14 protein-coding genes are annotated in these 13,053 nt (G+C 36.6%); 4 read left to right on the top strand and 10 right to left on the bottom strand.

The genetic code is table 11. The annotated features are described in order from the left end of the window. Nucleotides 1–20: 20 nt before the first annotated feature. The 10 genes from OZX61_RS06820 to OZX61_RS06775 form a co-directional block, all read right to left on the bottom strand. Nucleotides 21–944, bottom strand: coding sequence for a CysB family HTH-type transcriptional regulator (locus OZX61_RS06820; RefSeq protein WP_277094309.1), 924 nt, complete (start codon nucleotides 942–944; stop codon nucleotides 21–23). 23 nt (nucleotides 945–967) lie between these two features. Beyond that, the gene (locus OZX61_RS06815) at nucleotides 968–2,029 is read right to left on the bottom strand and encodes a sulfate ABC transporter ATP-binding protein (RefSeq protein ID WP_195770829.1); all 1,062 of its coding nucleotides are present in this window, start codon (nucleotides 2,027–2,029) and stop codon (nucleotides 968–970) included. A gap of 12 nt (nucleotides 2,030–2,041) precedes the next feature. After that, nucleotides 2,042–2,908, bottom strand: coding sequence for a sulfate ABC transporter permease subunit CysW (cysW, locus tag OZX61_RS06810; protein ID WP_195770828.1), 867 nt, complete (start codon nucleotides 2,906–2,908; stop codon nucleotides 2,042–2,044). Beyond that, nucleotides 2,905–3,738: a sulfate ABC transporter permease subunit CysT gene (gene cysT / locus OZX61_RS06805; RefSeq protein ID WP_195770827.1), complete on the bottom strand. Its 834-nt coding sequence runs from the start codon at nucleotides 3,736–3,738 to the stop codon at nucleotides 2,905–2,907. The genes cysW and cysT overlap by 4 nt, the downstream gene beginning before the upstream one ends. Nucleotides 3,739–3,753: 15 nt before the next feature. Then, entirely contained in the window at nucleotides 3,754–4,389 is a 636-nt protein-coding gene (locus OZX61_RS06800; protein ID WP_348521171.1) for an alpha/beta hydrolase, read from the bottom strand. 29 nt (nucleotides 4,390–4,418) lie between these two features. Next, on the bottom strand, nucleotides 4,419–5,423 hold the full coding sequence (locus tag OZX61_RS06795; protein ID WP_195770825.1) for a sulfate ABC transporter substrate-binding protein: 1,005 nt from the start codon (nucleotides 5,421–5,423) through the stop codon (nucleotides 4,419–4,421). A 200-nt stretch (nucleotides 5,424–5,623) separates the two neighbouring features. After that, the gene (locus OZX61_RS06790) at nucleotides 5,624–6,601 is read right to left on the bottom strand and encodes a bile acid:sodium symporter family protein (RefSeq protein ID WP_277094308.1); all 978 of its coding nucleotides are present in this window, start codon (nucleotides 6,599–6,601) and stop codon (nucleotides 5,624–5,626) included. A gap of 152 nt (nucleotides 6,602–6,753) precedes the next feature. After that, nucleotides 6,754–7,320: a lytic transglycosylase domain-containing protein gene (locus OZX61_RS06785; protein ID WP_277094307.1), complete on the bottom strand. Its 567-nt coding sequence runs from the start codon at nucleotides 7,318–7,320 to the stop codon at nucleotides 6,754–6,756. Between the two features lie 246 nt (nucleotides 7,321–7,566). After that, nucleotides 7,567–8,676: an alanine racemase gene (alr, locus tag OZX61_RS06780; RefSeq protein WP_277094306.1), complete on the bottom strand. Its 1,110-nt coding sequence runs from the start codon at nucleotides 8,674–8,676 to the stop codon at nucleotides 7,567–7,569. Between the two features lie 23 nt (nucleotides 8,677–8,699). Continuing rightward, the gene (locus OZX61_RS06775) at nucleotides 8,700–9,959 is read right to left on the bottom strand and encodes a D-amino acid dehydrogenase (protein ID WP_277094305.1); all 1,260 of its coding nucleotides are present in this window, start codon (nucleotides 9,957–9,959) and stop codon (nucleotides 8,700–8,702) included. A gap of 139 nt (nucleotides 9,960–10,098) precedes the next feature. On the opposite strand from OZX61_RS06775, the gene OZX61_RS06770 reads away from it, so the two are divergent. The 4 genes from OZX61_RS06770 to OZX61_RS06755 all read left to right on the top strand — a co-directional run bounded on the left by OZX61_RS06770 (nucleotide 10,099) and on the right by OZX61_RS06755 (nucleotide 12,935). Beyond that, nucleotides 10,099–10,572: an Lrp/AsnC ligand binding domain-containing protein gene (locus tag OZX61_RS06770; RefSeq protein WP_195770820.1), complete on the top strand. Its 474-nt coding sequence runs from the start codon at nucleotides 10,099–10,101 to the stop codon at nucleotides 10,570–10,572. 94 nt (nucleotides 10,573–10,666) lie between these two features. Continuing rightward, nucleotides 10,667–10,999: a hypothetical protein gene (locus OZX61_RS06765; protein WP_195770819.1), complete on the top strand. Its 333-nt coding sequence runs from the start codon at nucleotides 10,667–10,669 to the stop codon at nucleotides 10,997–10,999. 95 nt (nucleotides 11,000–11,094) lie between these two features. Further along, nucleotides 11,095–11,928 carry a pyrroline-5-carboxylate reductase gene (proC, locus tag OZX61_RS06760; RefSeq protein ID WP_277094304.1) on the top strand — a complete coding sequence of 278 codons (834 nt, stop codon included), beginning with the start codon at nucleotides 11,095–11,097 and terminating at the stop codon, nucleotides 11,926–11,928. Between the two features lie 146 nt (nucleotides 11,929–12,074). Then, nucleotides 12,075–12,935 (top strand): MaoC/PaaZ C-terminal domain-containing protein, encoded by an 861-nt coding sequence (locus tag OZX61_RS06755; protein ID WP_277094303.1) that lies wholly within the window; start codon nucleotides 12,075–12,077, stop codon nucleotides 12,933–12,935. The last annotated feature ends 118 nt before the right edge of the window (nucleotides 12,936–13,053 follow it).

The raw sequence follows: 13,053 nt of genomic DNA, 5'->3' as shown, positions 1-13,053 counted from the left end.
CTTGGGCGTCTTACTTATAATTAATCTTCAGGGTAAGCTGCTTTTTTTAACTCTACAATATTGGCATCAGGTGAGCACAGTGAAATGAACTCATAGCCATATCCACGTAATAAGTGACCTTTACGCACAGCAATCCATGTTGTATTAATATCAAATAATGATGTTTTTACTTGAGACAAATGTATATCTCGTTTTGTATCATAGGCAATGCTATTGATAATACCAATGCCCATACCTAACTCTACATAAGTCTTAATTACATCTGTATCTAAAGCAGACATGACGATATCAGCATCAATCCCTGCATCTTTAAAAGCTTGATCTATTTTAGAGCGGCCTGTAAAGCCTTCATGGTAAGTAACAATAGGGTACTTCGCCAATTCCTCTAAGGTCACTTTATTGACCTGTGTGAGTGGGTGGTCAGGTGGTGTAATGACACTATGTTGCCATGTATAGTAAGGTAAGCCTGCTAGATTTTCTTCTGTTGTTAATGATTCTGTGGCTATTCCAATATCTGCTTGTCCTTGAAGAAGCATTTCTACAATTTCAGCAGGACTCGCTTGCTGCAATACCAAATGTACTTTTGGAAATTGTTTCTTAAATAAATTAACAATTGGTGGAAGAACATAACGTGCTTGAGTATGCGTGGTTGCAATTGTCAGTGTACCTTCATCAATTTTATTAAACTCATCTGCGAGACGTTTAATATTGTCGGCATCAATAAGCATACGCTCAACAACACCTAAAAGTGCTTGTCCTGGTTCAGTTAAGCCAAGCAACCTTTTTCCCTTACGAATAAAAAGTTGCACCCCAAGCTCATCTTCTAAATCTTTAATATGTTTACTTACACCAGATTGTGAAGTAAATAATGCTGCTGATGCTTCAGTTAAGTTGAAGTTCTGGCGTACCGTTTCTCTAATAATACGTAGTTGTTGGAAGTTCATTGTTTTTTTACTCTCACTAATCTTTAAGCAGACGTTGCCGTTTTTTCAAAAATATGTAAATTCTGTGCAGATACCCAAACGGTTTGATTTGCTGTTAAGGCTTGTTCGGTGGCTTGCTCAGAGGAAACCAAAACTTCAATTGGATGACCTTGTCGATCTTCTAACTCTGCAATAATTTTCCCCGCAACCCATACATAGCGTAAAAAAGTAGCTTGTATGGCATTTTCTGTAGCCTGTGTATGAATGGTTAACTCATGTGGACGAGCAAATGCGATGAGATGACCACTTTGATGAGTAGATGGCAAAATAAGCTGATCTTCACCTATTGTGAGTTTACCATTTTGTTGAACCCCTTCGAATTTATTGGCTTGGCCTAAGAAGTCAAAAACAAATGATGTTTCAGGCTTTTCGTAAACTTCACGAGGTGAGCCAATTTGCTCGATATTTCCTTTATTCATCACTACAATTTTATCTGCAACCTCTAATGCTTCTTCTTGGTCATGTGTCACAAAGATAGAGGTAATATGTAGCTCATCATGTAAATTGCGTAGCCATCTACGTAACTCTTTTCTTACTTTTGCATCGAGTGCACCAAATGGCTCATCAAGTAGCAATACACGAGGTTCTACTGCAAGTGCACGTGCAAGAGCAATACGCTGTCTTTGGCCACCTGAAAGTTGAGAAGGGTAACGATTAGACAAGAAGTCTAGCTGTACAAGCTCAAGTAACTGGTGAACACGTTTAGATATTTCAGCATCTGATGGACGCTCAGACTTAGGGCGAACTTTTAGCCCAAATGCAACGTTATCAAATACAGTCATATGTCTGAATAAAGCATAATGTTGGAATACAAAACCAACTTGTCTTTCTCGGACATGTGTTTTTGTTGCATCTTGTCCTTCTAAAATAACCTGTCCTGAATCTGCTTGCTCAAGTCCGGCAATAATACGTAGTAATGTTGTTTTTCCACACCCTGATGGCCCAAGTAGTGCCACAAGCTGACCTTCTGGAAAGTCTAAACTAATATTATTGAGAGCATGAAAATTACCAAAGTTTTTCTCTATGTTTTTAACTTGAATACTCATTATTCATGCCCCTTAGTGTGTCGATGAATTATTTTCTTGGCGAACTTCAACCCAAGTCTTAATAATTAAGGTTAAAATTGCTAAAAATGCGAGGAGTGAAGCCACAGCAAAAGCTGCACTATAGCTATAGTCGTTGTATAAGATTTCTACATGTAATGGTAAGGTGTTTGTTTGACCACGAATATGACCTGAAACAACAGATACCGCACCAAATTCACCCATTGCACGGGCATTACATAAAATAATGCCGTATAGAAGTCCCCATTTAATATTTGGTAGAGTAATTTTCCAAAAAGTTGTCCAACCGGATGCACCTAATAAAATTGCAGCTTCTTCTTCATCATTGCCTTGGGCTTGCATAAGAGGAATAAGCTCTCTAGCTACGAAAGGTACGGTAATGAAGACGGTCGCTAAAATAATTGCGGGGGTTGAATAAAGGATTTGCATGTTGTGGTCTTGAAGCCATTCTCCTAACCAACCTTGTGTACCAAAAATAAGTACAAGCATTAGACCTGCAATAACAGGAGATACCGAAAATGGTGTATCAATTAGCGTCGTAAGTAGGGTTTTGCCCTTGAAATTAAATTTAGCAACTGCCCATGCTGCAGCTACCCCAAAAATAACATTTAGGGGGACAGCAATCAGAGCTGTAATGAGGGTAAGTTTTACTGCTGATCGAGTATCTGAGTCGATGAGTGCATTAAAATAGACGCCAACACCTTGTTTAAATGCTTCTATAAATACTAAACCGAGTGGAAGGATAAGTAGTCCAAGAAACACAATAAAAGCAAGGGTAAGTAACAGATAGCGAACCCAAGATGGTTCTCTTGTCGCATCTTTACTTTGGAGTTGTTTAGCAAGTGAGTGAGGATGGCTCATGTTGCATTTCTCCCTGTACGTCGTGTTGCCCAAGATTGAAGAAGATTAATAAGCAATAAAAGTGCAAAAGATAATAGAAGCATAATGACGGCAATTGTCGTAGCACCTGCATAATCAAATTCTTCAAGACGAGATATAATTAAGAGTGGTGCAATTTCTGTTTTATAGGGCTGGTTTCCTGCAATAAAAATAACGGAACCATATTCACCTACACCACGTGCAAATGCGAGACCAAAACCTGTCATTAACGATGGTAAAATAATAGGGAAAATAACATAGCGAATGGTTTGCCATCGGTTCGCACCTAAAGCAGATGATGCTTCTTCAAGTTCAGTTTCTAGGTCACTAAGAATTGGCTGAACTGTACGTACAACAAATGGAATACCAATAAAAATAAGTGCAAGTGTAATTCCCACAGAGGTATAAGCAACTTTGAACCCATGAGGTTCTAAGAATTGTCCGATCCAACCTGTAGGTGCATATAATGAGGTTAATGCAATGCCAGCAACTGCGGTGGGTAATGCAAATGGCAGGTCAATGAGGGCATCGACAATACGTTTGCCAGGAAAATGATATCTAACCAGACACCAAGCGAGAAGAAGCCCCAAAAATACATTAATCAGCGCTGCAACCAATGCAGTTGTAAAACTTAGCTGTAAGGCTTTTAATATTCTTGTATCTTGAATAATTTCTATGAAACCATCCCAACCAATCCCAATCGATTTAAAAAATACGGCTGAGAGAGGAATAAATACAATAATTGATAGATAGAGAATGGTGTATCCTAAAGATAAACCAAATCCTGGCAAAACTGCTTTATTGTTGCGCATAGATGTCTTGAACTCTTATAAACCTGACTGAGCTAAAAATTGGCGTTGGATACTTTTTAATAAAAGAGATGAATTCTGTTCAAGCATTCGCTGTTTATAATTAAGTAAAAGATGTGGAATAAGCTCTGGAAAAGCCCCAAAACCAGAGTCGACATTAATATGGCCAACACGGCCTAAATTTACGGTGGCTACATTCCAAAGGTTCGCAAAATGTTTTGCATCTGAAAAACTAAGCCAAGGATCATTCTCACTAATGATCATGGTTGTTGGTACAGTAATTTTTAATTGTTCAAAAAATGATGAATAGGTCTCGACTGAATGATGAGAGAACCCTGTTTTTGCAAAACGACTTGGGTTTGCAGGTGCAACCAAAATAAGTTTTTTTACACGAGAAACAAGTTGTGGATATTTGTTTAAAGCAGCAATACTGGTTAAGCAACCGAAGCTATGAGCAATAACCTGTAAGTCTACATGTTCATCAAGACTTTGAACTGTCTGAATCCACTGTTCAACCCATTCGTCTAAAATAGGCGTATCCCAATTTTGTTGGACACGAGTGCAATTCGATAAGCGACTTTCAATCCAAGATTGCCAGTGTTGTTCGTTACTTCCGCCCACACCTGGAACAATAAGATTATGAACTTTACGCATTAGAGTTGCTCCCATGTCCAATTTTTATTTTATTGATTTGCTTTTACAATTTGGTCAAATATCCCGTTATTGTCAAAATGCACTTTTTGTACTTTTGACCAACCACCAAACTCTTGATCAATCGTTACCAATTTTAATGGTTTAAAAGTTTGACTGTATTTTTTAAGTACTTCTTGATTACGTGGACGATAATAGTTTTTTGCAATAATATTTTGTGCTAGTGGGGAATATAAGAAGTTAACATACCCTTGAGCAACATATTTATTACCATCTTTTTCTACGTTTTTGTCAACCACAGCAACAGGTGGTTCGGCAAGAATGGAAAGAGAAGGGGTAATAATTTCAAATTTACCTGGCTGTTCGCGAGTTGCTAAATATGCTTCATTTTCCCATGCAAGCAATACATCGCCAATACCACGTTCTACAAACGTTGTTGTTGCACCACGCGCTCCAGAATCTAATACTTTTGTATTTTTATAGATTTTACGTACAAACTCTTGTGCACTTTGATCTGTACCATTAGGTTGATGTTTTGCCCATGCCCACGCTGCAAGATAATTCCAACGCGCACCACCTGAAGTTTTTGGGTTAGGTGTAATAATGGCAACATCAGAACGTACCAGATCGTTCCAATCTTTAATATGTTTTGGATTGTCCTTGCGCACTAAAAAAACAATAGTAGAAGTATAAGGCGTTGAATTTTGAGGTAACCGTTTTTGCCAGTCTAAAGGAAGTTTTCCTGTTTTTTCTGCAATTGCATCAATATCTGCTGCAAGGGCTAATGTGACAACATCTGCATTTAAACCATCAATCACGGAACGTGCTTGTTTACCAGACCCACCATGAGACTGTTTGAAGTTAATCGCTTCGCCAGTTTTTTGTTTCCAGTAATCACCATAAGCTTTATTAATATCTGTATAAAGCTCACGAGTTGGGTCATACGATACGTTAAGGAAATCTTTTGCAGCAACGCTAAAAGATGAGATTCCAATTAGTGTCGCGAAAACCCCTAGTTTAATTTGATTTAATGGCATTTTCTTTTTCCCAGATGATATGATTTGCAGTTCTGAAAAGAAGAATACAATCGATATCTAAGCATAAAAAATAATAAAAAATAATTTTGATATGAATAAAAAGAATATAGGTTATTATCTTTTTGTTTTATATCATTTTTATAGATTTGATCATTTAAATTTAATATAAATGATCAAACTCTGAATGTCATATGATTGATTTAATGAGCATTGTTCTTTTTTGCAAAATGATTTGCCAAAATACCACACGTAATGAGCTGAATTTGGTGAAAAAGCATTAATGGCAATAAAATTAAGCCAAAGGGTTGGCCCGCGAATAGAATTTTAGCCATGGGAACACCACTAGCAAGGGTCTTCTTAGAACCACAAAATAATATGGTAATTTGATCTGCTTCATTAAAACCAAGTTTTCGACTACCGATACGAATGAGTATCATGGCAATTGCTAACAAGCCTGCACATATTATGAGTAAATAAATTAAAGTAGAAACAGAAACCTGATGCCAAATTCCCTCGCTTACTGCTGCGCTAAATGCAGAGTAAACCACCATTAGAATAGAGCCTTGATCCACCATTTTTACACTAGATTTATATTTTGTGAGAAAGGGAATCATTTTATTACGGCATAATTGTCCAAGAATAAAAGGAACAAAAAGCAATAAAATAATATTTAAAGCAGAACCTAAGTTTGACCCATGCTCCCCAGAGTTGTGTTGTGTAATGAATAAGCCGACCAAAAATGGAGTGATGAACATTCCCAAAATATTGGAAGCAGATGCGCTACATAATGCTGCTGGAACATTTCCTTTAGCAATAGATGTAAAAGCAATAGATGATTGAACAGTTGAAGGTAATAAGCATAAATATAGTATGCCAAGATAGAGTTGCTGACCAAGTAACGGTTCAATAAGGGGTTTTAGAGCAAAGCCAAGAATAGGGAATAAGGCAAACGTTGCTGCAAAAATGACAAGATGTAAACGCCAATGTGTAATACCTTCTATGACAGCTTCTCTAGAAAGTTTAGCGCCGTGAAGAAAGAATAAAAGCGCAATTGCACAATCTGTGAGATGACTAAAGATTTGAGCGGCTTGTCCATGTATGGGTAAAAATGTTGCAAGCAAAAGCATGCCTACAATCATTAGGCTAAAATTATCAGGTAAAAACTTAGGTCTTGCCATAATTTGCACATATTCCTTTATTTATATTTCATATAAATAATATGATGATTCTCAAGATGTTGCATTAAGTCTATATTAATCTTGCTTATAAAGTTGTGAATTTATAAAAAGCATCCATGCTGAGCTACAAAAAATATGCCAATACGAGCGTATTACAATGCTTTTTTTAGAAGTTTTTTATAGTGTCTGACTGATCTGGCGTATTTTTTCCCTTTATGCCTTGTCCAGAAACTTGACTGATAACCTGCTGGACCTACATTGTAATATGCAGATGCCTTAAACCAGCTTCCTGCTAGGCCGTAATAGGTTGCCAATATATAGGCATTACACTGAATATTGGTATAGTCATTATTTAAGTCACCAGGACAACGATGTGCCCAGTAGCTTGGAATAATTTGAGTAAGACCAACAGCGCCCCCACCAGACCTTAAGCCACTTCGATATCCTGACTCTTGTCGAATAGTGGCAGCAATGAGTTCAGGTGGTACATTATAGCGATCTGCACTTTGAATAATTACAGGAGAAAGTCTGTCTGCTGTATAAGAAGGTACTGCATAGGCATTTTGGATTGCGTGGGAAAGGCGAATAGATCGTGTTTCGACGGAGCCACTGTGTGGACCTAGACCGCTGCATCCCGTTAATAGCGCAATAAAAACTAAAATAAAAGGTTGAAACCAAGTAGAACTCAGGTCTTTTCTAAATATTATTGTCTTCTTCATGAGGCAGTAGCGAGTAGTATTGATACAGGGAAATTTGAATACTAATGTTCACTATGATGAGCGTCAACGAATCATCACCAATGAAGTACAAAATACTGAATTTAAAATAATTAAAAAAATAATAAATAACTAGTTGACATAGTGGGCTTATGTGAATATTATTGTGACATAGTTTGCATATTTTGTTTTACATGTCCTATTTTTGGACAGCCACGTTTTCCTAGACGTGGCTTTTTTTTGTCTTTTTCAAGCTTTATCAATATAAAACGGTACTCTGGCAGTTACACCGCACATGAGTTCATATCCAAGTGTATTTGACTTTTCAGCGACCTCATCAATAGAAAGCAAAGCACCACAGCTAGACTGACCCCATAACACAACCTCACTACCAATATCTGCATTTTCTATATGGGTGAGATCGACAGCCAGCATATCCATGCTTACGCGTCCAATAAGTTGAGTTCTTTTTCCATTGACTAAAATAGGCGTACCTGATGGAGAGATTCTTTGATATCCATCGGCATAGCCACATGCAACGACACCAATTTTCATAAATTCCTTGGCAATATACTGAGAGCCATAACCAACACTATCATTTTCTTGGATCTCTTGAATCGCAATAATCTCCGTACGCAGGCTCATACCAGGCTTCAGCTGCCAATCTTTTGCACTATGTTTAGGATAGTCTGGCGAGCTACCATAAAGTAAAATGCCTGCACGTATGTAGTCTGAAGTCACATCGTGTTGATGGCGTAGTAAGGCTGCGCTGTTACTTAAAGAACATTTTCCTGGAAGATCTTTAATAACTTCCTGAAATAAATTCATTTGATATGTTGTACCATCTTGACCCAATCGTTCTCCATCGGCATCAGAAAAATGCATCATATGTGTAATGCTTTGAATATGAGGGAGCTTTGATAGAGCGTGCCATGCTTCTTGGTATGCTTTAGGTTTAAAACCTAACCGATTCATTCCACTATTCATTTTTAAAAAGATATTAAATTGAGCTGGTCCAGAATAAGCGGTTAACCATGTCAGTTGATGATCACTATGAACAGTAAACTTTAAATTATGATTGATGCATTGTACTAAATCATCTTCTGTAAATAGACCTTCTAGCAGAAGAATATCTTTTTCCCAACCCAATTCTCTTAATCGAATAGCTTCATCAATATCAAGCAAAGCAAATCCGTCTGCTGTTTTAAAAGCAGGATACACATTCTCTATACCATGACCGTAGGCATTTGCTTTGACCACAGCAAATAATTGGCTGTCAGAAGCAATCGTTTTTCTAGCAAGTGCCAGATTATGTTGAAGTGAATGATGGTGAATAATGGCCTGTATTGGGCGAGGCATGATAAGTTTCCTTCCAAATCAGATCAAGCAATATGTTGATAACGTTGTAATGATAACCCTTCTGTAGAGATATCGGTGGTTTGATTGAGCACAATATCGCTAATTAGTTTTCCTGAACCACATGCCATTGTCCAACCTAGTGTGCCGTGACCAGTATTGAGAAATAAATTATTATATTTAGTTGGCCCAATAATTGGTGTGCCATCTGGCGTCATTGGTCTGAGACCTGTCCAAAAGGTAGACTGTTTTAGGTCTCCAGCAGGGAAAAGATCTTGAGTCACCATTTCAAGCGTGCTTTTACGTTCTTGACGAAGTTTCATGTCAAAACCATGGAGCTCAGCCATCCCACCTACACGAATGCGTTGATCGAAGCGAGTAATGGCAATTTTGTAACTCTCGTCAAGTACTGTAGATTGTGGTGCAAGTTTCTCATCTGTAATAGGAAGTGTAAGTGAATATCCTTTGACAGGGTAAACAGGTAAGTCTAAGTCTAAGGGTTTTAAAAAACGTCTTGAGTAACTACCAAATGCCAAAATGTATTTATCGGCTTGATATTGTTGCCCATCGACCACAACACCTGTGATTCGGTCACCTTCAAATGTAAGTGCCTCAACATTCTGATTAAACTTAAATGTTACACCACTTTTTATAGCAAGCTTTGCTAATGCATTGGTAAATAAGTAGCAATCTCCTGTCTCATCATTAGGAAGATGTAATCCACCAACTAGCTTATCTTGTGCGAACTGTAGAGCAGGTTCAATACTTGCGAGTTGTTCCCGATTAAGTAATTGATGTTCAACACCACAGGCTTTGAGTACCTCAATGTCTCGCTCTACTGCATCTAATTGTGCCATTTTACGAAAGACTTGGAGTGTGCCTTTAGAACGATGCTCATAATGAATGTTTGTTTGGTGACGTAAGTCTCTTAGACAGTCTCGACTATACTCTGCAACACGAGTCATACGTTCTTTATTGATTGCATAGCTGTTAGCATTACAATTATTCAGCATTTTATACATCCACTGTAATTGCCATGCACTACCATCTAAGCTTAATGCTAATGGTGCATGTTTTTGAAACATCCATTTTAATGCTTTTAAAGGAATACCTGGTGCCGCCCAAGGGGTCGAATAACCTGGTGAAATTTGTCCTGCATTGGCAAAACTTGTTTCTTTTGCTGGCCCTGGCTGGCGGTCAAATACAGTAACTTTTACACCTTGTTGTGCAAGGTAATATGCACTTGCAACACCAATGACACCACTACCTAAAATGATGACATGCATATTGATTCCTTATAGTTCATTATTCGTGATTTTTTCTAGTATATTGACTATTGTCTAGTTTATTTCACTATTTTTATACCTATAATTCAGTGCATTCCATAAATTTTTAATACAAAAATTGTAATATAAGGAAAAAAATATGCGTAAGCTTGACCGTACTGATTATATGATTCTTGATATTTTACAAAAAGATGGCCGAATTGCTATTAGTGAGCTTGCATCTAAAGTAAATTTGTCGACGACGCCATGTTCTGAGCGAGTAAAACGTTTAGAGCGTGATGGTGTGATTACGGGATATTATGCAAGATTAAATCCAAGTTATGTCGAACGTAATTTACTTGTATTTTTAGAAATTAAACTATCTGCGAAATCGGGTGATGTATTTGACAATGTAGCTGTTAATTTGGCTGATATTCCTGAAGTATTGGAATGCCACCTCATTTCTGGTGAGTTTGATTATTTGGTTAAAGCTCGTTTGAAAGAAATGGGTGCGTATCGCCGTTTATTGGCAGATATACTAAAGAAACTACCTGCTTCAGCGTCTTCGCATAGTTATATTGTGATGGAAGAAATTAAAGAAACACTATATTTAGATTTAAAAAGAAAGATTTGAATAAAATATAAGCTACTGAAAATAAATCAAACAGAAATAAACAAACATTAATGTTGATTATAAGTTTGCGCTGTTAGGATGGCTGGGTTTATTGTTGCAATGGTTTGAAGTTGGTATGAAAAAAGCTGTATTTGTTATTTTGACATCTCTAATTAGTATTTCTCATGCGGAAACGGTGGTGCCTAAATCAAGTTGTAGTCATCTCGTAAATGCTGCTGAAGGTGTAATGAAACTACGTCAAAATGGTACACAATACGACCAGCTTAAACAGCAAGTTAGTCATATCGATGATTCAAAGCAAAAAGATTTATTTATTAAGTTGGTTGATGATGCATTTGCTACGCCATTGGTGAACGAAGAACAACAAAAGAAGGTGAGTATTCAAAATTTTGCTTCGAAATATAAAGGAATGTGTTCAGAAAACTAAAAGTTGTATCTTCTGAAATAAAAATCTAGTTATGTTATTTTTGTTGTATAGAGCACGATTTTATACAAAATGATGATCACATAGAGGGAAGTGAAATGAGTCAACGCAAGATTGCTTTTATTGGTGGTGGGAATATGGCATCTGCCATTATTTCTGGATTAATTGCTTCGGGATACGACAAATCCAATATTACAGTTTCGGTACCCAGTGAAACCAGTAAAAAACGTTTAAGTGAACAATTTGGTATTCAAGCAACTTCAGATAATATTCTAGCTACTAGAAATGCAGATGTAATTATTCTTGCTGTTAAACCACAGCTTATGAAAGAAGTTTGTGCACCGATCCAAGAACATGTAGATGTTGCAGATAAGCTATTTTTAACGATTGCAGCTGGCACACAAGTTCAATTTTATAAAAAAATATTTAAATTAGATGGCCTCAAAATTATTCGCGTTATGCCAAATACACCTTCTTTGGTTGGTCAAGGGGTAAGTGGTCTATTTGCAGAGAGTGATGTTTCTAAAGAAGATAAAGACTTTGCTGAAAACTTGATGGGTGCGGTTGGAAAAACGGTCTGGGTAGACAAAGAAGAACAGATTAACAACATTATTGCTATTGCTGGAAGCGCACCGGGCTATTTCTTTTTATTCTTAGATGCAATGCAAAGAAAAGCAGAAGCTTTAGGATTTGAGCCAGAACAAGCAAGGGCATTAATCTTACAAACAGCAAAAGGTGTGGTGTCTTTGGCTGAACATGAAAAAGATTTGGCATTTTTACAGTTAAGAAATAATGTAACTTCTAAGGGAGGTACAACCATTGAAGCTGTAAACGTATTTGAAAAAAATGGAATTTATGAGACTGTAGATGAAGCGATGCAAGCTGCGATTGATCGTGCTGGTGTTATGGAAAAAGACTTCTTAAAAGATTAAGCAATAGAGGAGAGCATGTTCGCTCTCCTCTTTTTATACGCTCAATCGAGATTTTATTATCATTTATTTAATTATTGTATGCGTTGTTATCTATTTAATTAAATTTCTACTATAATCGTTATGAAAATATAATAATGTGCATTGCGATGAAAACTTGCCACTTTAATAAATTGCCTAAAGCGTATTTAAGCTACCCAGATGTTTTAAAAGCATCGTTAAAAAGAAAAGAGCAGCATTCAAAAATACAAAAAGTGAAATATGTTGTCGACCATTTTTATATTGATGCTAAGAATTTAGTGGCTTATAAAAAAATATGTGGGTTTGAAAATAACAGTATTATTCCAGCGATTTATTTTTCGGTGTTATCACAGAATTTACAACTTCATATGATGATAAATGAAGCACTTCCTATCCCTATTTTAGGTTTGATTCACATCGAAAATGAGATTAAACAATACTGTACTTTATTTGCTAATCGACAGTATAAGCTTTCTTGCACTTTAAGCGAGGTATACGGTCATGCTAGAGGGACTGTCTTAGAGTTTTCTACAGTTGTTGAATGTGAAGGTAAAGAAGTTGTGACGTGTAGTAGTCGATATTTATCTAGAAAATTTATAGCTATAGAAAAACTACCACAGTTAAATAAATCGATTACTTTAGATGAGTGTGAATTGAGACCTGTAAAAGAGTGGTACGTTAAACATAATACAGGAATTAAATATGCATTTAGTTCCGGAGATTTTAACCCAATTCATTTACATCGTTGGGGAGCAAAGGCCTTTGGATTTTCAAGTACAATTGCACATGGGATGTGGTCAAAAGCTAAAGTACTTGCAAACTTAGATTTGCCTGAAGCCTATGAAGTGTTTGTCCAGTTTAAAAAGCCTTTATATTTATCTTCTTTTGTTGAATTGAAAAATGCTCAAATCTCTAATGGCGTACACTTTGCTTTGCAATCGATATCAGATCAAAAAACGCATTTAATTGGTGAATTAAAAGTTTCGTAATCTATATAGCTGTGAGTGAAATACAAAAAATGCACTAAATGATTGAATTTAGTTTAATCAAATAAGCATCGCATTCACTATTTTATAAAAAAACAGTATGCTTATGGGGTAAAAGGGG

Origin of the sequence: Acinetobacter sp. ESL0695, from assembly GCF_029392135.1 — a bacterium.
GTDB classification, from domain to species: domain Bacteria; phylum Pseudomonadota; class Gammaproteobacteria; order Pseudomonadales; family Moraxellaceae; genus Acinetobacter; species Acinetobacter pollinis.
The sequence above is the reverse complement of the archived record's forward strand: the minus strand, read 5'-3'. Positions and strand labels throughout refer to the sequence as shown.